This is a genomic window from Streptomyces sp. NPDC127114 (assembly GCF_042677525.1).
In the GTDB taxonomy this organism is placed as follows: domain Bacteria; phylum Actinomycetota; class Actinomycetes; order Streptomycetales; family Streptomycetaceae; genus Streptomyces.
In genome coordinates this window covers 184863-203707 of the sequence record NZ_JBHXTJ010000009.1, presented here as the reverse complement: position 1 = coordinate 203707, position 18845 = coordinate 184863, and the positions used below count along the sequence as shown (strand labels likewise).

At 72.4% G+C, this 18845-nt stretch carries 18 protein-coding genes and 1 other RNA gene; 14 read left to right on the top strand and 5 right to left on the bottom strand.

Annotated elements, in window-relative coordinates:
• The first annotated feature begins 44 nt into the window (after window positions 1–44).
• The 4 genes from ACFVGS_RS12815 (at window position 45) to ACFVGS_RS12800 (ending at window position 5808) form a co-directional block, all read left to right on the top strand.
• Window positions 45–1805: a serine/threonine-protein kinase gene (locus tag ACFVGS_RS12815; protein WP_384421382.1), complete on the top strand. Its 1761-nt coding sequence runs from the start codon at window positions 45–47 to the stop codon at window positions 1803–1805.
• Window positions 1806–1933: 128 nt separating this feature from the next.
• The gene (locus ACFVGS_RS12810; protein ID WP_385692479.1) at window positions 1934–3187 is read left to right on the top strand and encodes a serine/threonine-protein kinase; all 1254 of its coding nucleotides are present in this window, start codon (window positions 1934–1936) and stop codon (window positions 3185–3187) included.
• A gap of 142 nt (window positions 3188–3329) precedes the next feature.
• Window positions 3330–4448 (top strand): peptide chain release factor 2, encoded by a 1119-nt coding sequence (prfB, locus tag ACFVGS_RS12805; RefSeq protein WP_385435717.1) that lies wholly within the window; start codon window positions 3330–3332, stop codon window positions 4446–4448.
• A gap of 394 nt (window positions 4449–4842) precedes the next feature.
• Window positions 4843–5808 (top strand): hypothetical protein, encoded by a 966-nt coding sequence (locus tag ACFVGS_RS12800; RefSeq protein ID WP_385692478.1) that lies wholly within the window; start codon window positions 4843–4845, stop codon window positions 5806–5808.
• Between the two features lie 113 nt (window positions 5809–5921).
• On the opposite strand, the gene ACFVGS_RS12795 is transcribed toward ACFVGS_RS12800, so the two are convergent.
• A complete protein-coding gene (locus ACFVGS_RS12795) occupies window positions 5922–6107 on the bottom strand; it encodes a hypothetical protein (RefSeq protein WP_128983759.1) in 186 nt (61 codons plus the stop codon).
• A gap of 224 nt (window positions 6108–6331) precedes the next feature.
• Between ACFVGS_RS12795 and ftsE the strand changes: the two genes are divergently transcribed.
• From ftsE to ACFVGS_RS12765, 6 genes are all read left to right on the top strand, one after another.
• Window positions 6332–7021, top strand: coding sequence for a cell division ATP-binding protein FtsE (gene ftsE, locus ACFVGS_RS12790; RefSeq protein ID WP_345487862.1), 690 nt, complete (start codon window positions 6332–6334; stop codon window positions 7019–7021).
• Window positions 7022–7043: 22 nt separating this feature from the next.
• Entirely contained in the window at window positions 7044–7961 is a 918-nt protein-coding gene (ftsX, locus tag ACFVGS_RS12785) for a permease-like cell division protein FtsX (RefSeq protein WP_384408902.1), read from the top strand.
• Window positions 7962–8040: 79 nt separating this feature from the next.
• Window positions 8041–9282 carry a S41 family peptidase gene (locus tag ACFVGS_RS12780; RefSeq protein ID WP_385692477.1) on the top strand — a complete coding sequence of 414 codons (1242 nt, stop codon included), beginning with the start codon at window positions 8041–8043 and terminating at the stop codon, window positions 9280–9282.
• Between the two features lie 18 nt (window positions 9283–9300).
• Window positions 9301–9846, top strand: coding sequence for an SsrA-binding protein SmpB (gene smpB / locus ACFVGS_RS12775; RefSeq protein WP_384408907.1), 546 nt, complete (start codon window positions 9301–9303; stop codon window positions 9844–9846).
• Between the two features lie 129 nt (window positions 9847–9975).
• Window positions 9976–10344: a transfer-messenger RNA gene (ssrA, locus tag ACFVGS_RS12770) on the top strand.
• Window positions 10345–10475: 131 nt separating this feature from the next.
• Entirely contained in the window at window positions 10476–11555 is a 1080-nt protein-coding gene (locus tag ACFVGS_RS12765) for a hypothetical protein (protein WP_384408909.1), read from the top strand.
• 37 nt (window positions 11556–11592) lie between these two features.
• Here ACFVGS_RS12765 and ACFVGS_RS12760 read toward each other — a convergent pair whose 3' ends face one another.
• From ACFVGS_RS12760 to ACFVGS_RS12750, 3 genes are read right to left on the bottom strand one after another with little or no spacing between them, the layout of a single operon-like run.
• Window positions 11593–11859, bottom strand: coding sequence for a Txe/YoeB family addiction module toxin (locus tag ACFVGS_RS12760; protein ID WP_384408911.1), 267 nt, complete (start codon window positions 11857–11859; stop codon window positions 11593–11595).
• Window positions 11856–12131: a type II toxin-antitoxin system Phd/YefM family antitoxin gene (locus ACFVGS_RS12755; protein ID WP_384408913.1), complete on the bottom strand. Its 276-nt coding sequence runs from the start codon at window positions 12129–12131 to the stop codon at window positions 11856–11858. Before ACFVGS_RS12755 ends, ACFVGS_RS12760 begins: the two co-directional genes overlap by 4 nt.
• Window positions 12128–13405, bottom strand: a complete 1278-nt coding sequence (locus ACFVGS_RS12750) for an MFS transporter (protein ID WP_385692476.1) — start codon at window positions 13403–13405, stop codon at window positions 12128–12130. Before ACFVGS_RS12750 ends, ACFVGS_RS12755 begins: the two co-directional genes overlap by 4 nt.
• A gap of 84 nt (window positions 13406–13489) precedes the next feature.
• Here ACFVGS_RS12750 and ACFVGS_RS12745 point away from each other — a divergent pair, with 84 nt between their 5' ends.
• The 4 genes from ACFVGS_RS12745 to ACFVGS_RS12730 all read left to right on the top strand — a co-directional run bounded on the left by ACFVGS_RS12745 (window position 13490) and on the right by ACFVGS_RS12730 (window position 17885).
• A complete protein-coding gene (locus ACFVGS_RS12745) occupies window positions 13490–14485 on the top strand; it encodes a LysR family transcriptional regulator (RefSeq protein ID WP_385692475.1) in 996 nt (331 codons plus the stop codon).
• Between the two features lie 106 nt (window positions 14486–14591).
• Window positions 14592–15947 carry a nitrate/nitrite transporter gene (locus tag ACFVGS_RS12740; protein WP_385692474.1) on the top strand — a complete coding sequence of 452 codons (1356 nt, stop codon included), beginning with the start codon at window positions 14592–14594 and terminating at the stop codon, window positions 15945–15947.
• 111 nt (window positions 15948–16058) lie between these two features.
• Complete coding sequence (locus tag ACFVGS_RS12735) at window positions 16059–17210, top strand: uroporphyrinogen-III synthase (RefSeq protein WP_384408920.1); 1152 nt, start codon at window positions 16059–16061, stop codon at window positions 17208–17210.
• Between the two features lie 144 nt (window positions 17211–17354).
• A complete protein-coding gene (locus ACFVGS_RS12730) occupies window positions 17355–17885 on the top strand; it encodes a GNAT family N-acetyltransferase (RefSeq protein WP_385692473.1) in 531 nt (176 codons plus the stop codon).
• On the opposite strand, the gene ACFVGS_RS12725 is transcribed toward ACFVGS_RS12730, so the two are convergent.
• On the bottom strand, window positions 17882–18730 hold the full coding sequence (locus ACFVGS_RS12725) for a helix-turn-helix domain-containing protein (protein ID WP_384408924.1): 849 nt from the start codon (window positions 18728–18730) through the stop codon (window positions 17882–17884). The two genes, ACFVGS_RS12730 and ACFVGS_RS12725, sit on opposite strands and share 4 nt — an antisense overlap.
• Between the last annotated feature and the right edge of the window lie 115 nt (window positions 18731–18845).

The window sequence follows — 18845 nt, the reverse complement described above, 5'->3', positions numbered from 1 at the left end:
CCGTCCCGGGTCCCCAGGACCACGATCAGCAGGGAGCGCGTGACGTGCGGCCTATCGGCAGCAAGTACCTGCTCGAGGAGCCGCTCGGCCGCGGCGCCACGGGCACCGTCTGGCGAGCCCGCCAGCGGGAGACGGCCGGCGCGGAGGCGGCGGTGCCGGGCCAGCCCGGCGAGACCGTCGCGATCAAGGTCCTCAAGGAGGAGCTGGCCAACGACGCGGACATCGTCATGCGCTTCCTGCGCGAGCGGTCCGTGCTGCTCCGGCTCACCCACCCCAACATCGTGCGCACCCGCGACCTGGTCGTGGAGGGCGACGTCCTCGCGCTCGTCATGGACCTCGTCGAGGGCCCCGACCTGCACCGCTACATCCGGGAGAACGGCCCGCTCACCCCGGTCGCCGCCGCCCTGCTCACCGCGCAGATCGCCGACGCGCTCGCCGCCAGCCACGCCGACGGCGTCGTCCACCGCGACCTCAAGCCCGCCAACGTGCTGCTCGCCGAGCGGGACGGCGCCATGTTCCCGATGCTGACCGACTTCGGCATCGCGCGCCTCGCCGACTCCCCGGGCCTGACCCGCACCCACGAGTTCGTCGGCACGCCCGCCTACGTCGCCCCCGAGTCCGCCGAGGGCCGCCCGCAGACCTCGGCCGTCGACATCTACGGCGCCGGCATCCTCCTGTACGAGCTGGTCACCGGCCGTCCGCCGTTCGCCGGCGGCACGGCCCTGGAGGTCCTGCACCGCCATCTGAGCGAGGAGCCGCGCCGCCCCTCGACCGTCCCGGGCCCGCTGTGGACGGTGATAGAGCGCTGCCTCAGCAAGGACCCGGACCGGCGGCCCAGCGCCGAGAACCTGGCCCGCGGACTGCGCACGGTCGCCGCCGGCATCGGGGTGCACGCCACCCCGGCCCAGATCGAGGCCGCCGACGGCGTCGGCGCGCTGCTCGCGCCCGACCCGGCCCCGGCGCCGGTCCCGGAGACCCCGGGCGTCGACCCGGCCGGTGCCACCCAGGTGCTGCCCAGCGGCTCGGCCGCCCCGGCGGGCGCCCCGCAGCCGCCGCAGTACGACCCGGCGGCGCCGACCAGCGTGATGCCGACCAGCGGCCCGGCCGGCGGCCCTGCGGACGTCGCCGACCCGACCGCGGTCATGCCGCCCGTACCGCAGGACGCGCCGGGCGAGCAGCCGCACCCCTGGCAGACCCAGCTGGGCGCGCTGCGCGACCGCAACGAGCAGACGCAGGTGCAGTACCTCGACCCGAGCGAGGACCCGCTGCGCCGCCGTCCGCAGCGGCGCCCGCAGCCGCCGCAGGGCGCGCCGCAGCAGGGCTACGGGCAGGGATACGGGCAGCAGCAGCCGCAGTACCGGCAGCAGCAGCGTCCGCCGCAGGCGCCGCAGCCGTACCAGCAGGCCCCGCAGCCCCAGCCGTACGCCCCGCAGCCCCCGCAGCGGCAGCAGTACGCGCCCCAGCCGCCGCAGCAGCAGTACGTGCCGCCGCAGCCGCCGCCCCAGGCGCCCGCGCCCGCCCCGGCGCCGCGCGAGCCGCGCCCGCCGCGTCAGCGCAGCGCCAACCCGATGCGCATCCCGGGCCTCGGCTGCCTCAAGGGCTGCCTGTTCACGATCCTGCTGTTCGTGGTCGCGGGCTGGCTGATCTGGGAGCTCACGCCGCTCCAGGACTGGGTCGCCCAGGGCAAGGGCTACTGGGAGGCCATCGGCGACGCGATCAGCTCCTTCACCGACTGGGTCTCCTCGCTCGGCGACAGCGCGGGCGGTACCGGCGGCAGCGGTGCTACCGGCGGTACGGGGCAGTGACGGGGCGGTAGCGGCAGGCCACGACATCGATTTGTCGACTTCCGAGGGGTGATTTCCCCTCGGAAGTGCCGGTCGGCGCCTTCGGACGCGTAACTTTGAGCCGAACCGCAGCCGCTGAGGGAGCAGTCTTGGCACGGAATATCGGCAGCCGCTACACGGCCCACCAGATCCTCGGGCGGGGCAGCGCCGGCACGGTGTGGCTCGGCGAGGGCCCCGAGGGCCCCGTCGCCATCAAGCTGCTGCGCGAGGACCTCGCCTCCGACCAGGAACTCGTCGGGCGCTTCGTCCAGGAGCGCACCGCGCTGCTCGGACTCGACCACCCGCACGTCGTCTCCGTCCGCGACCTCGTCGTCGACGGCAACGACCTCGCGCTCGTCATGGACCTGGTCCGCGGCACCGATCTGCGCACCCGCCTCGACCGCGAGCGCCGGCTCGCGCCCGAGGCGGCCGTCGCGATCATCGCCGACGTCGCCGACGGCCTCGCCGCCGCCCACAAGGCCGGCGTCGTCCACCGCGACGTCAAGCCGGAGAACATCCTGCTCGACATGGAGGGCCCGCTCGGGCCCGGCGGCGCCCACCCCGCCCTCCTCACCGACTTCGGCGTCGCCAAGCTCATCGACACCCCCGGCCGCACCAAGGCCACCCGGATCATCGGCACCCCCGACTACCTCGCCCCCGAGATCGTCGAGGGCCTGCCGCCCCGCGCCGCCGTCGACATCTACGCCCTCGCCACGGTCCTGTACGAGCTGCTCGCCGGGTTCACGCCGTTCGGCGGCGGCCACCCCGGCGCCGTCCTGCGCCGCCACGTCACCGAGACCGTCGTCCCGCTGCCCGGCATCCCCGAGGAGCTGTGGCAGCTGATCGTCCAGTGCCTGGCCAAGGCCCCCGCCTCCCGGCTGCGCGCATCCGAGCTCGCGAGCCGGCTGCGCGACGTGCTGCCCATGCTCAAGGGCATCCCGCCGCTCGACGTCGACGAGCCGGACGCGGACCCGGCGACCGAGCCCGGCCACGAGGAGGACCCGTACGCGACGGGCGGAGCGGGCGCGGGGACCGCGGGCGAGCCCGCCCCGCGTAGGGCGGCCGTCCCCCTGGTCCCCGGCGCCTCCACCGACTCCAACCGCGACACCCACACCTCCATGCGCGTCCCCGGCCCCGACGAGCTCTCCGGCGGCCCCCTGGGCACCGCGCGCGCCCCGCGCCCGGCGGGCGCCCGGCGGCCCGGGTCGGCGCGCCACAAGGCCGACGCGGTCCGCAAGCGGCGGATCACGCTCACCGTCACCGCGGTCGTGATCGCGGGCGCGCTGGGCGTCGGCGGCTACGTGGCGGCCTCGGGCGGCGAGGAGGCCCCGCCGCAGGACTCCAAGCAGTCCCAGCAGCCGTAGGGCCCGTCGGGCGGATCAGGGCCCGGGTCCGCGGCCCGGTCCGCCGGGCAGGCACCGGCCCGGGCCGCCGCGGGAGGCGCGTCGCGGACCTGAGGGCCGTGGGGGAGTCCGGGTCCCGGCCGGGAGCCGTTACGCTGGACGCGTGGCAGTCGTCGATGTATCCGAAGAGCTGAAGTCCCTCTCCTCGACCATGGGGTCGATCGAGGCCGTCCTGGACCTCGACAAGATGAGGGCAGACATCGCCGTGCTCGAAGAGCAGGCCGCGGCCCCGTCCCTGTGGGACGACCCGGAGGCGGCGCAGAAGATCACGAGCAAGCTTTCGCACCTCCAGGCCGAGGTGCGCAAGGCCGAGGCACTGCGCGGCCGCATCGACGACCTCGCGGTCCTCTTCGAGCTGGCCGAGGAGATGGACGACCCGGACACCCGGGCCGAGGCCGAGACCGAGCTCGTGGCCGTCCGCAAGGCGCTCGACGAGATGGAGGTCCGCACCCTCCTCTCCGGCGAGTACGACGAGCGCGAGGCCCTGGTCAACATCCGGGCCGAGGCCGGCGGCGTGGACGCCTCCGACTTCGCCGAGCGCCTCCAGCGCATGTACCTGCGCTGGGCCGAGCGCCACGGCTACTCGACGGAGGTCTACGAGACCTCGTACGCGGAAGAGGCCGGCATCAAGTCGACCACCTTCGTGGTCAAGGCCCCGTACGCCTACGGCACCCTCTCCGTCGAGCAGGGCACCCACCGTCTGGTCCGCATCTCGCCCTTCGACAACCAGGGCCGCCGCCAGACCTCCTTCGCGGGCGTCGAGATCCTCCCGGTCGTCGAGCAGTCCGACCACGTCGACATCGACGAGTCGGACCTGCGCGTCGACGTCTACCGCGCCTCGGGCCCCGGCGGCCAGGGCGTCAACACGACCGACTCGGCCGTGCGCATCACGCACATCCCGACCGGCATCGTGGTCTCCTGCCAGAACGAGCGCTCCCAGATCCAGAACAAGGCGAGCGCCATGAACGTCCTCCAGGCGAAGCTCCTCGAGCGCCAGCGCCAGGAGGAGCGGGCCAGGATGGACGCCCTGAAGGGCGACGGCGGCAGCTCCTGGGGCAACCAGATGCGCTCGTACGTCCTCCACCCGTACCAGATGGTCAAGGACCTCCGCACCGAGTTCGAGGTCGGCAACCCGCAGTCCGTCCTGGACGGCGAGATCGACGGCTTCCTGGAGGCGGGCATCCGCTGGCGCAAGCAGCAGGAACAGGGCGCCGGCGCGTAAGACCGCGCGCTTCCCGGCACGTTGCGGACGGGCCCCGCTCACGATGGTGAGCGGGGCCCGTCCGCGTACGGCGACCTGACGGTCCGTTCGCGGGAGCAAGCGGCGATCGGGCGATGCTGACGCTTTGTCGACAAGGGAACTGCTGTGGTGGGGGCCGGAGTTCCGGGTTTACGTCACAGTTGCATCCCCGCATGGCGGGCACAAGGTGATCTTTCGGGCATCGCACGCGCAACGACCTTGACGCGCCATCGGAAACTCGGAAGGGTGGCATGCGGCATGCGTGTTTCTGGGGCGCGTGCGAACGGGGGCGGGTCCAGTACGTGTGACACCCCCTGTGTCCGGAGCCCCGCGCGCGGCTCTACAGACGATTTCAGCTACTGGGGGTAGCAGCCAGATGACCAAGAAGACGCGGGTCCGCGTCGCGCGGATAGCTGCCGGTGCCGTGATCGCGGCCGGCGCGTCGCTGACCGTCGCGGGTGCCGCTCAGGCCGTGGGCGGCGTCGAGGCCGACATCACGGTGACGAACCAGGGCGTCGACGCGGGCCTCGGCATCAACGAGGACGGCGGCGCGGAGAGCGGTGGCACGGGCCCCGGCGGTGTCGACGCCGGTACGTCCACGGGTACGTCGACCGGCACCTCGACCGGTACGTCCACGGGTACCTCGACGGGTACGTCCACCGGTACCTCGACGGGCACCTCGACCGGCACGTCCACGGGCACGTCCACCGGTACGTCCGAGGGCACGTCCACGGGCACCTCGACCGGTACGTCGACGGGTACGTCCACCGGTACCTCGACGGGTACGTCCACGGGTACGTCGACCGGCACCTCGACCGGTACGTCCACGGGTACCTCGACCGGCACCTCGACGGGTACGTCGACCGGCACCTCGTCCGGTACGTCCACGGGTACGTCGACCGGCACCTCGTCCGGTACGTCCACGGGCACGTCGACCGGCACCTCGACCGGTACGTCCACCGGCACCTCGTCCGGCACCGGCAACAACGGTGGTACCGGGAACAACGGTGGTACCGGTGACAACGGCGGCACCGGCGACAACGGTGGCACCGGCGACAACGGTGGCAACAACGGCGGTTCCTCCACCACCGGTGGTTCCTCCACCGACGGTGGCGCCGGTACCTGCACCGTCGACCTCGACGGTGCCGAGTGCGCCGACAACAACCCGGGCACCAACAACGCCGGCTCGCAGCCCGTCGAGCAGGGCAAGGCCAAGGAGGAGCTGGCCGAGACCGGCGCCGCCGAGACCTCGTTCCTGATCATCGGCGCCGCCACCATGATCGCCGGTGGCGTCGGCTTCCGCTTCCTGCCGCGCCTCGTCGGCGGGCGGACCGCCGCCTGAGGCCGTGAGAGCCTGAGGCGCGCGCAGCGTGCGTGAAAGGGCCGGAGGTGCTTCCCGCACCTCCGGCCCTTTCTCTACGCCTTTCAGGGGCCCCTACGCGCCCTCGTCCGCGCCTATGCGCCCTGTACGACCGCCAGCAGGGCCATCGCCGCCACCAGGGCGATCACCAGGGTCAGCAGCATCGCCGGGGTCAGACCCGCGGGCTGGGGCAGTCGCTCGCGGTTCGCGCGGCAGACGGGGCAGCGGCCCTCCGCGACGGGGGCCGCGCAGTTGGCGCACACCAGCCGGTCATAGGTCATGCGCTCTCCTCCTCCCGCAGGGGTCCGTATCAGGACAACGCCCGGCACGATCCGAGCGTTCCCTTTACCACTGTGCCAGCTCCCGAGCTTTTCGGCGCGCCCCGTGGGAGTGCGAGCGGAAGGACGAAAAGGATAAAGCACGCAAGCCCGGACCGCGACTGCACGGGCCATCCCGACTCGCGTATGGTCACGCACACCTACTCCCGGCCGACCGTGGTGCATCCGTGATCCGATTCGACAACGTCTCCAAGTCCTATCCGAAGCAGAACCGCCCCGCGCTCCGGGATGTCTCCCTGGAGATCGAGAAGGGGGAGTTCGTCTTCCTCGTCGGTTCCTCCGGCTCCGGAAAGTCGACCTTCCTGCGGCTGATCCTGCGCGAGGAGCGCGCCAGCCACGGACAGGTCCACGTCCTGGGCAAGGACCTCGCCCGGCTGTCCAACTGGAAGGTGCCTCACATGCGCCGCCAGCTCGGGACGGTCTTCCAGGACTTCCGACTGCTGCCCAACAAGACGGTCGCCGAGAACGTGGCCTTCGCGCAGGAGGTCATCGGCAAGCCGCGCGGCGAGATCCGCAAGGCCGTGCCCCAGGTGCTCGACCTGGTCGGCCTCGGCGGCAAGGAGGACCGCATGCCGGGCGAGCTCTCCGGCGGTGAGCAGCAGCGCGTCGCCATCGCCCGGGCCTTCGTCAACCGGCCGATGCTGCTGATCGCGGACGAGCCCACCGGCAACCTCGACCCGCAGACCTCGGTCGGCATCATGAAGCTGCTCGACCGCATCAACAGGACAGGGACCACCGTCGTCATGGCGACCCACGACCAGAACATCGTCGACCAGATGCGCAAGCGCGTGATCGAGCTCGAGAAGGGCCGCCTCGTCCGCGACCAGGCGCGCGGCGTCTACGGCTACCAGCACTGAGCGGACAGGGGAAAGTCACACCATGCGCGCTCAGTTCGTGCTCTCGGAGATCGGGGTCGGTCTCCGGCGCAATCTGACGATGACGTTCGCCGTCATCGTGTCCGTGGCCCTGTCGCTGGCCCTGTTCGGCGGTGCCCTGCTCATGCGCGAGCAGGTCAGCACGATGAAGGACTACTGGTACGACAAGGTCAACGTCTCCATCTTCCTCTGCAACAAGAGCGACGGCGCCACCTCGGCCAAGTGCGCCAAGGGCGCGGTCACCAAGGAGCAGGCCGAGCAGATCGAGGCCGATCTGAAGAAGATGGACATCGTCGAGACGGTCCACCACGAGTCCGCCGACGAGGCCTACAAGCACTACAAGGAGCAGTACGGCGACACGGCCATCGCGTCCGTCGTCACGCCGGACCAGATGCAGGAGTCGTTCCGGGTCAAGCTCAAGGACCCGGAGAAGTACAAGGTGGTCGCGACCGCCTTCGCCGGGCGTGACGGCGTCGAGTCCGTCCAGGACCAGCGCAACATCCTGCAGAACCTCTTCGACCTGATGAACGGCATGAACATCGCCGCCCTCGGCGTCATGGGCCTCATGCTGGTCATCGCGCTGATGCTGATCGTCAACACGGTGCGCGTCTCGGCCTTCAGCCGGCGCCGGGAGACCGGCATCATGCGCCTGGTCGGCGCGACCAACTTCTACATCCAGATGCCGTTCATCATGGAGGCCGCCTTCGCGGGTCTCCTCGGCGGCGCCGTGGCCTGTGTGATGCTCCTCGTCGGCCGCTACTTCCTCATCGACCACGGCATCGCGCTCGCCGAGAAGATGCAGCTGGTGAACTTCATCGGCTGGGACGCCGTCTTCGCCAAGCTGCCGCTCGTCCTCGCGATCGGTCTGCTGATGCCGGCTCTGGCCGCCTTCGTCGCGTTGCGCAAGTACCTGAAGGTGTGACAGTTCACTCCTCGTGAGCGCATGGCGTCGTACGGCCAACCCCCGTACGGCGCCATCTGCTTGTCCTAGAGTGGGCGCCATGCGTGCCGGTGCCGGCCCCGAGTTCTGTCGAAGGCCCCGCGGAGTCCTCCGTGGGGCCGCTCTGACGCTGGTCTTCGCGGGTGTGCTCGGCACGGCCGCCGCCACCGGCGCGCTGCCCCGCGGGGAGCAGGCCTACGAGCCCGTGCCCGCCTCGGCGGCGACCGGCGACGTCACCGGCCGCGAGGCCGCCGGTCGCGACGCCGCAAGCCGGGACACCGTCGACCGCGCCGCGCTCGCCCGGGCCGCGGCCGAGGCCATGGCCGACGGCAAGTCGGGCAAGAAGGCCGCCGAGGACTTCGTCAGCCGCAGCGGCGACCGCTGGGGCGCGGTCTACGACAAGCAGGAGTACGCCGAGTTCGAGCAGGCCCTCGGCGGCTCGTACACCGGAGTGGGGCTCTCCGCCCGCCGGGCCGCGCGGGACCGGGTCGAGATCAGCCGGGTCACGCCCGGCGGACCGGCCGAGCGGGCCGGGCTGCGGCCCGGTGACCGGATCACCGCCGTGGACGGCCGCCCGGTCGACGCGCTCTCCGTCTCCGAGATCGTCTCGCTGCTGCGCGGCGACGGCGTTCCCGGCTCCACCGTGGCCCTCGGCGTCCAGCGCGGCGGGGACGCCTGGACCCGGTCGCTGCGCCGGGCCCGGCTCGCCGTGGACCCGGTCACGGTCCGCCGGCTCGACGACCGCACGGTGCTGATCCGGGTCACCGCCTTCACCAAGGGCACGGGGGACCGGGTACGGCAGGCCGTGCGCTCCGCGCCGGCCCACGCCGGCGTCCTGCTCGACCTGCGCGGCAACTCCGGCGGACTGCTCGCCGAGGCCCGGACGGCCGCCTCCGCCTTCCTGGACGGCGGTCTGGTCGCCACCTACGACGTCGACGGCCGGCAGCACGCGGTGTACGCGGAGCGCGGCGGCGACACCGCCCGGCCCCTGGTGGCGCTGATCGACGGCGGCACCATGAGCGCGGCCGAGCTGCTGACCGGCGCCCTCAAGGACCGGGGCCGGGCCGTGACGGTCGGCTCGCGCACCTTCGGCAAGGGCTCGGTGCAGATGCCGAGCACCCTGCCCGACGGCTCGGTGGCCGAGCTCACCGTCGGCCACTACCGCACGCCCTCCGGGCACGCGGTGGACGGCCAGGGCATCACCCCGGACCTCGTCGCCGGCGACGAGGGCGGCGGAGCGGCCGGCGACCGGGCGCAGGAGCGGGCCCGCACGGTATTGAGTGGCCTCGGAGGGGGCTCGTAGTGCGAAAATGACCGCACTATGGCTAAGGGACTCGTCAACGTGCAGGGCAAGCCTGCGAAGAAGAAGAGCCAGGACAAGGGGCCTGAGCGCAAGCTCATCGCGCAGAACAAGAAGGCGCGGCACGACTACCACATCCTCGACACCTACGAGTGCGGTCTGGTGCTCATGGGCACCGAGGTGAAGTCGCTGCGGATGGGCCGGGCGTCGCTCGTCGACGGCTTCGTCCAGATCGACGGCGGTGAGGCCTGGCTGCACAACATCCACGTTCCGGAGTACTCCCAGGGGAGCTGGACCAACCACTCGGCGAAGCGGAAGCGCAAGCTGCTGCTGCACCGCGCCGAGATCGACAAGCTGGAGCAGAAGTCCTCGGAGACGGGTCACACGATCGTGCCCCTGTCGCTGTACTTCCTGGGCGGCCGGGTGAAGTGCGAGATCGCGCTCGCCAAGGGCAAGAAGGAGTACGACAAGCGCCAGACGCTGAAGGAGAAGCAGGACACCCGCGAGGCGAGCCGTGCCATCGCGGCGGCCCGGCGCCGGCAGCGGGCGGCGGACGCCGCCAGGTGACCCTGGCCGGTCACCCGGCGACGGCCGCCGGGAATACGCTGGCAACCGTGCGTGTTGGTCACGTACGATGGGCCACGCACCCCACAGAGGGTGCACGCGCTCCTAGAGGGCGCATTGAAAAATCAACATGGGGATGATCGGTTTCGACAGCGGATGTCGAAGCAGGGGAAGCGTGTCGAGGAAGCGGCAATGATCTCGTTAACCACGCGCCGAAACCAATAATCGCCAACACCAAGCGCGATTCCTTCGCCCTCGCTGCCTAAGTAGCGACTCGCGAAGTGTCAGCCCGGGGCTGTTCCCGACCCGGATCCTGGCATCAGCTAGGGGACTAAACCTTGATCCCGGTCACGGGGTGAAGAGGGAAATCAAACAGTGACTGAGCCCGTTCCGGACTTGTCTGGGTGATCCGGAGGGCCGAGAAACTCGTACCAGACTGCACACGGAGAAGCCCTGGTTCCGCACCGTTGGACGCGGGTTCGATTCCCGCCATCTCCACTCATCCCATGTGGGCACAGGCCCGGTGGTCGCACGCGACCGCCGGGCCTTTGTCATGCCCTCTTGTGGGATTGGTCTGGACCTGACACCCTGCGGTCGCCGCCCCCCATGCCACGGCATCCCCGGAGGTACGTATGCGCCACAAGGGACTCCTCGCGGTCCTGCTCATGCTCCTCGCCCTCTTCGTCCCCGCCGCCCCGGCCGCCACCGCCGCCGCGCCCGTGCAGATCTACGGCGCCTGGCACTGCGGTGACGACTACTGCACCTGGGCCACACCCCGTACCGTCGCCGAGTTCGACGCCAGGAACCACTGGATCATCGACCGCGGCGACGGGCGGCCCTCCGTCAACCTGGTCGTGCTGAGCTTCGTCGAGCCGCTGAAACTGCTGCACCGCACCACGGACGCGGGCACCGCGAACGGAGTGCCCGTCGGCATGAGCCGCGAGATCGTGCAGTACTTCACCTCGCACGGGATCCGCGTGATGCTCTCCATCGGCGGCATCACCTACACCGACGAGTGGGACGCCGCCCTCGCCGAGGACCCCGCCGGCCTCGGCCGCAACGCGGCCGCCGTCGCCGCCGACCTCGGCGTCGGCATCGAGATCGACTACGAGCAGAACACCGCCCCGAACCTGGCCGGGCTGCAGGCCTTCATCGACGCCTACCGCTCCGTCCACCCGTACGACGCCTCCGGCGCGAACCCGGCCGCGCGGCTGACCATCGACACGGCGGCGGGTGACCGCTGGCTGATCGACATCAATCGCAAGGCCACAGCCGACTGGCTGCGCACCGACCGGCCGGTGCTCGACTACGCCAACGCCATGGTCACCGCCCGGCCCACGTCGGCGGCCTCGCACATCGCCAACTGGCAGGAGCACCTCGACGGAAAGGCGCAGTACTCCCCGCCGGTCGCCCCGCTCGCGCCGGCCAAGTTCACCGCGGGCCTCTACATCGCGTACGGGCGCAGCCCGCTGCCCGAGTGCACCGACTACGCCAACTCGCTGCAGCGGGCGACGGCGGACTGGGTGAGGAACGCGGCCCCGAACGGGGCCGGGACCACGGCCGGCCTGCTCGGCTACATGTTCTGGGCGGCGGAGAAGCCCTCCACGCGCGGCCTCGGCACCCAGGAGCCGGACGGCTGCGAGGCCGGCGTCGGCGCGGGCGCCACGGCCTTCGGAGTCCAGACCCCGATGGGACCGCTGCGGCAGAGCTGATCAGCGCGGTCCCGGCCTCCACGGCGGCCGGGGCCGGTCAGCCGGAGTAGTAGTGGTGGCGGGCCTGGAGGATCTTCACTTCCTTCTCGTCGGCCCGGTAGACCAGCCGGTGCTCGTCGTCGATCCGCCGGGACCAGTAGCCGGAAAGGTCGCCCCTGAGGGGCTCGGGCTTGCCGATGCCGGTGAACGGATCGCGCTGGATCTCGCCGATCAGGCGGGTGATGCGGCGAGCCGTCTTCCTGTCGGAGCCGAGCCAGAAGAGGAAGTCCTCCCAGGCCGCCGGGTCGAAGTGGACACTCCTCACTCCTCGCCTCCGGCCAGCTCCTGGAGTTCGTCGAGCGTCCGCGTGATCTGAACGGAGCCCGCCCGGTCCCGGTCGACGGCTTCCATGAGGCGCCGGGCGTTCGCCGGGGTGCGCAGGAGGTAGATCGTCTCCTGCCAGGAGTCGTAGTCGTCGGCGGACATCAGGACGGCGTCGCCGCCCTTGGAACTGATCCGGACCGGGGTGTGGTCGTCGTTGACGCGCTTGATCAGGGGGAAGAGGTTCTGGCGAGCCTCGCTGGCGCTTATGGTCATGACCCTTGCTCCCTGTCGTACGAGGTTCCGGTACCTCTAATGTACCGTTTTCCGGTACCGATAGTGGTCAGACACAGCGCGAGCGCCACGGCCGCCGCCGTCGGCGGGATCACGTAGCCGTACGTCGTCGAGGGTGCGTGTTCCGCGAGCCAGCCGCCCGTGGCCGAGCCGGTCGCGATGCCGCCGAGCAGGGCGGTGACCGCGAGCGTCATGCCCTCGTTGAGGCGGCCCGGCGGGGTGAGCCGCTGGATCAGGCCCATGCCCGTGAGCATCGTCGGGGCGATCGCCATGCCCGCCGCGAGCAGGGCGGCCGCGAGGGCGAGGAGCGAGCCGCCGGCGGCGGCGAGGAGCGGGAGGGCCATCAGGGCGGTCATCGCGGCCAGGCAGGCGGCGAGCGGGGCCGTGCGGCGGGCGCGGCCGTAGAGCAGGCCGGCCGCGGCGGATCCGGCGGCCTGGAGGGCGAGCACCGGGCCCGCGACGGGACCGTTCACGTGCGCGAGGGTGACCACCTCCATCGCGCCGAAGACCGCGCCGGTGGCGAGGAAGACCGCGAGCAGGGCGGGCATGCCCGGGGCGCGCAGCGGGGAACCGGCCGCGGTGCGCGGGGCGACCGGCGGTTCGGTGGCCCGCTGGGCGGCGAAGAACAGCATTCCGGAGAGGAAGAGGAGCGCGGCGACGAGCGTGCCCGCCTCAGGGAAGAGCGCCGAGCAGAGGAACGCGGCCAGGACGGGCCCGAGCATGAAGCACAGCTCGTCGGCGGCCTGTTCGAAGGCGTTCGCGGTGTGCAGGGCGCCCGGGTCGGCCCGGAGCAGATGCGCCCAGCGGGCCCGCGACATGCCGCCCGTGTTGGGCGCGGTGGCGCCGAGCACGGCGGCGGCGAACAACGTCCACGCGGGCGCCTGGGCGTGGGCGCACAGCAGCAGCACCAGCTGTCCGAGGACGGCCCAGGCCGTGGCGGGGACCGCGACCCTGGCCTGGCCGTGCCGGTCGACGAGCCGGGCGATCCAGGGCGCGGTGAGGGCGCCCGCGAGCAGGCCGGCGGCGCTGACGGCCCCGGCGAGGGCGTAGGAGCCGTACGATCCGGCGATCATCACGACGGCGCTGACGCCGAACATGCCCGCGGGCAGCCGGGCGATCAGGTTGCCGGCGGTGAAGGCACGGGTGCCGGGGAGGGCGAAGAGGCGGAGGTAGGGGCTGGTGGGAGCGGCGCGTTCCACGTAGCGGGGCGCCAGAGCGGGGCCGGCAGGCGTCAGCGTCAGGTCGGATGGCGGCATGGACCCAGGCTCCGTTGGCATGACCCTGGCGGTCCAACACCTATTCCGTGGCGATTGACTCACTCCTGTTGTTAATGTGCGGCGGTGACCCGACCGGACGACCTCGACCCCCGCCTCCTGCGCGCCTTCCTCGCCGTCGCCGAGGACCTCCACTTCACCCGCGCCGCCGGCCGGCTCCTCGTCGCCCAGCAGGCCCTCAGCCGGGACATCCGCCGGCTCGAACGCACGCTGGGCGCCGAGCTGTTCGTGCGCACCACCCGCCAGGTCGCGCTCACCCCGGACGGCGAACGGCTCCTGCCGTACGCGCGCCGGGTCCTCGCCGCGTACGACGAACTCGCCGAGGCCTTCCGCGGCGCACCGCGCCCGCTGCTCGTCGACCTCAACAGCGCGGGCCTCGGACACGAGCGGGTCCTCCACCGCGCCCGCGAACTCGCCCCGGACATCGAGCTGATGGCCCGCTACGAGAGCGGACTCACCGGCGCCGCACGCGAGATCGTCGCCGGTCGGCTCGACGCCTCCTTCGGGCGGTACGGCGGGCTCGCGCCGGCTCTCCGGGCCGGTCTGGAGGCGCAGTTCGTCGGGTACGAGCCGATGGCCGTGCTGCTGCCCGAGGGCGACCCGCTGGCCGGGCTCCCCGAGGTGCCGCTGGACGCGCTCGCCGGCCGTGACGTCTACGCCGGCGCCGGCAACGACCGCACGCCCGAGTGGACCGGATTCGCCGAGCTCCTCTTCGCCGGGCGGGGCATCCGCGTCGCCGCGCCCGCGCCGCTCGCCGTCGGCAAGGAGGAGTTCCGCCGGATCATGGCCAAGGCCCCGACCCCGGTCCTCGCCGTGGTCGGCTTCCCGCCCATGCCGGGCAGCGTCCTGCGTCCCCTCGTCGACCCCGTGCCCCTGTCACCCGTGAGCCTGGTGTGGCGCAAGGGCCTGCGGCACCCCGGAATCGACGCCCTGCGCCGGGCCGCCGCCGAGCTCGCCGTCCGCGAGGGCCGGCACGCCCGCCCGGCCGGCTCCTGGCTGCCGGAGGGCGAAATCCTCGGGAGCGACCCAGGGGCGCTCACAGCGGGCCCGCGCTCCGGGTGAGAGCAAGGTTCCGCACCCGTCACTTCCCGCCACCGCCCTGAAACGCGCGCTTCCTAGCGTCGGCCGTACAGGAAGACGACACAGCGGAGCACAGCGGAGGTGCGGGATGGGCGGTCGGTGGATCGAACGCTGGGAGCCGGAGGACGAGACCTTCTGGCGTGAGCAGGGCGAGCGGATCGCGCGCCGGAACCTGTGGTTCTCGGTGCTCGCCGAGCACATCGGCTTCTCCGTCTGGAGCCTGTGGTCCGTCATGGTGCTCTTCATGGGACCGCAGTACGGCGTCGACCCGGCGGGCAAGTTCTTCCTGATCGCAACCGCCACCCTCGTCGGCGCCTTCATCCGCGTCCCGTACACCTTCGCCGTCGCCCGCTTCGGCGGCCGCAACTGGACGGTGATCAGCGCCCTGCTGCTCCTGCTGCCGACCGGGCTCGCCTTCGCGGTGATGGAGCCGGGCACCTCGTACGGCACCTTCCTTCTCGTCGCGGCCCTCACCGGCATCGGCGGCGGCAACTTCGCCTCCTCCATGACCAACATCAACGCCTTCTTCCCGCTGCGGAAGAAGGGCTGGGCGCTGGGGCTCAACGCGGGCGGCGGCAACATCGGCGTGCCCGTCGTCCAGCTCGTCGGCCTCCTCGTCATCGGCACCGCCGGCGCCATGCACCCGAGGATCGTGCTGGGCGTCTACCTGCCGCTGATCGCCGTCGCCGCCCTGTGCGCCGCCCTCTTCATGGACAACCTGGCCCCCGTCAGGAACGACACCGGCGCGGTGCGGGAGGCCGTGAAGGCCCGCCACACCTGGATCATGGCCTTCCTCTACATCGGCACCTTCGGCTCCTTCATCGGCTACAGCTTCGCCTTCGGCCTGGTCCTCCAGACCCAGTTCGGCCGCACCCCGCTCCAGGCCGCCTCGCTCACCTTCGTCGGCCCGCTGCTCGGCTCGCTCGTCCGGCCCGTCGGCGGCTGGCTCGCCGACAAGCACGGCGGCGCCCGGATCACCCTCCTCACCTTCGCGGCGATGGCCGTCGCCGCCGGGATCGTCCTCTACGCCTCCGTCGTGGAGTCGCTCACGGTCTTCCTGGTCGGCTTCATCGGGCTCTTCGCGCTCAGCGGCCTCGGCAACGGCTCCACGTACAAGATGATCCCGGCGATCTTCCTCACCCAGGGCCACAGCAAGGGCCTCACGGGCGAGGCGGCGGAGGCGTACGGGCGGCGGCTCTCCGGCGCCTCCATGGGCCTCATCGGCGCCGTCGGCGCGCTCGGCGGCCTCGGCATCAACCTCGCCTTCCGCCAGTCGTTCCTCACCGTCGGCTCCGGCACCGGCGCCTTCGTCGCCTTCCTGCTCTTCTACGCGGCGTGCATGACCGTCACCTGGGCGGTATACCTTCGCCGGCCGGCCGCCGTGGCGCCCGTACCGGACACGGCCGCCGGTGTGGAGCCGGACCGCGCACCCGCCGAGGTGTGAGTCACAGTGGCCCCGCACGGCCGTAACGACCAGGAAATAATGGTGAACCGAGACCGACACGCGACCCCGGCAGTCTCGGCCGACAGGGACGAGCACGACAGGGGCGACGACATGGACGAGCGGCAGGAACAGGGCCACGGGCCGCTGGCGGGTTTCACCGTCGGGGTCACGGCGGCACGGCGCGCCGACGAGCTGATCGCGCTGCTGCGCCGCCGGGGCGCGGGCGTGGTGCACGGTCCCGCGCTGCGGATCGTGCCCCTCGCCGACGACACCGAACTCCTCGCCGCCACCAAGGACCTCATCGACCACGCCCCGGACGTCGTCGTCGCCACCACGGCGATCGGCTTCCGCGGCTGGGTCGAGGCGGCCGACGGGTGGGGGCACGGCGAACAGCTCCTCGACCGGCTGCGCGGCGTCGAACTCCTCGCCCGCGGCCCCAAGGTGAAGGGCGCCGTCCGGGCGGCCGGGCTCACCGAGTCCTGGTCGCCCTCGTCCGAGTCGATGGCCGAGGTCCTCGACCGGCTGCTCGGCGAGGGCGTCGCGGGCCGGCGGATCGCGCTCCAGCTGCACGGGGAGCCGCTGCCCGGCTTCGTCGAGGCGCTGGTCGCGGCCGGCGCCGAGGTCGTGCCCGTACCCGTCTACCGCTGGATGCCGCCCGAGGACATCGGCCCGCTGGACCGGCTGCTCGACGCGACCGTCGCCCGCGCCCTGGACGCGGTGACCTTCACCAGCGCCCCGGCCGCCGCCTCGCTCATCGACCGGGCACGCGAACGCGGGCTGCTCGACGAGCTGGTGACGGCACTGCGGCACGACGTGCTCGCCGTGTGCGTGGGCCCGGTGACGGCGCTGCCGCTGCAGGGCCTGGACATCGACACCCACCAGCCGGAACGCTTCCGGCTCGGCCCGCTCGTCCAGCTGCTCTGCACGGAACTGCCCGCCCGGGCCCGGGTCCTGCCGGTGGCGGGCCACCACGTCGAGATCCGCGGCCACGCCGTCCTCGTCGACGGCGCGCTGCGCCCGGTGCCGCCCGCCGGGATGGCCCTCCTCGGGCTGCTCGCCCGCCGCCCCGGCTGGGTGGTCGGCCGCCCCGAGCTGCTGCGCGCGCTGCCCGGCGCGGGCCGGGACGAGCACGCCGTGGAGACGGCGATGGCCCGGCTGCGCACCTCGCTCGGCACGCCCAAGCTGATCCAGACGGTGGTGAAGCGCGGCTACCGGCTGGCGCTCGACCCGGCGGCGGACACGAAGTACGGGGACGGGGCCTAGGGCCTGCCCGGCGTGGGCGGGGCGGGTGCGGGCGGATGTCGAAGGCGCGGGAGTCGCGGGCGGAGGCCGGTGGCGCAGGCGGAGGCCGGTGGCGCAGGCGGAGGCCGGAGGCGTGGGCAGGGCGCGGGCGTCTACCGTACGCGGATGACCACGAGCATGATCAGGATCAGACCCGCGGATCCCGGATCCGCCGCCGACGCCGCCGCGCTCGCCGCCGCCCTGCTCCGCAACCGGGCCCATATGCGCCCCTTCGAGCCGGAACGGGCGGAGGCGTACTACACGCCCGAGGCCCAGGCGGGCCGGCTCGCCGACGGCGGGCGGCGCTGGTTCGCGGTGGACGGGGAGCGGATCGTCGGGTCGGCGACGCTGTCCGGGATCGTCCTGGGACCCTTCCGCAGCGCCTCGCTCGGCTACTGGGTGGACGGGGAGTACACGGGCCGGGGCGTGGCCACCGGCCTGACGGAGGAGGTCTGCCGCGCCGCGCGCGAGGAGCTCGGCCTCCACCGGATCGAGGCGTGCACGCTTCTCGACAACCACGCCTCGCAGCGTGTCCTCGCCAAGTGCGGCTTCACCCGGATCGGGACGGCTCCGGACTACCTCCACATCGCCGGTGCCTGGCGCGAGCACCATCTCTTCCAGCGGATCCTGCACGACGACCCGCCGCCGGTCGGCTAGCGGGAGCCTTCCGGGGGCCTGGTCGCTGCCCGCAGCACCGGGGCGCGGACGTGGGACCTCTGGAGGCCGGGGCGGAAGATCATGATGATCATGCGGGCGCCCGGGGCGGTGAGCGGCTGGGCGGCGCAGATCGTGACGTGTCCGGGGCCCAGGAGGGCGTGGCGCAGCGGGCGTTCGTCGCCGTCGGGGGAGATGTGGAAGCCGCCTGCCTCCCACAGCGGGCCGAGGAAGGGCTCGGCCCGCACCTCCCGCTCGATCGCCCGCAGGGTCTCGTCCTCGGGGCGCGCGGCGAGCGCGGCGCGCAGTTGGGGCAGGATCAGCGGGGCCCACACGGTGTGCCAGTCGATGAGGGTGTCCTCCCGCGCGCTCTCGTCCAGGAGCATCCACCGGATGGTGTTCGCGGGAGCCCGGCCGCCCGGGTACATCTCGGCGAAGTGCCGGTTGTGGGCCAGCAGGTTCCAGGAGGCGTCGGTGACGTACGCCATGTGGCCGATGCCGTCGACGGCCTCCTGCCAGGCGCCGGGGACCTCGAGCCCGGAGGACGGGTTGAGCGGGCCGGGCGGGTCGCCGATGCCCGCGTACCGGCAGAGCGAGACCCACTCCTGTTCGTTGAGGCGGAAGAGGCGGCCGACCTGCCGCAGGTAGTCGGCGGGCGGGTTCGGGTAGCGGCCGGTCTCCAGGCGGTTGTACGTGTCGACCGCGCGGCAGGTCAGCTCGTCCACCTGCTGCTGCGACAGGCCACGGGCACGCCGGCCGCGGCCTGTGGGCCGGGAGAGGCCGTGCGTTTCGGGGGCGATGAGCTCACGGCGCTCCTTGAGCAGTGCCCGTAGTGCCGTCCTGTTCACCTGGCCTCCCGAATTGTCCGCGTGCGAATTTGTAGGAAAAACGACCCGTAGATAATAGACAGTTCAACATTCATGCTGTGGGTGCCTCGCGCTGCGGTCCCGGTGGACCGCGCTG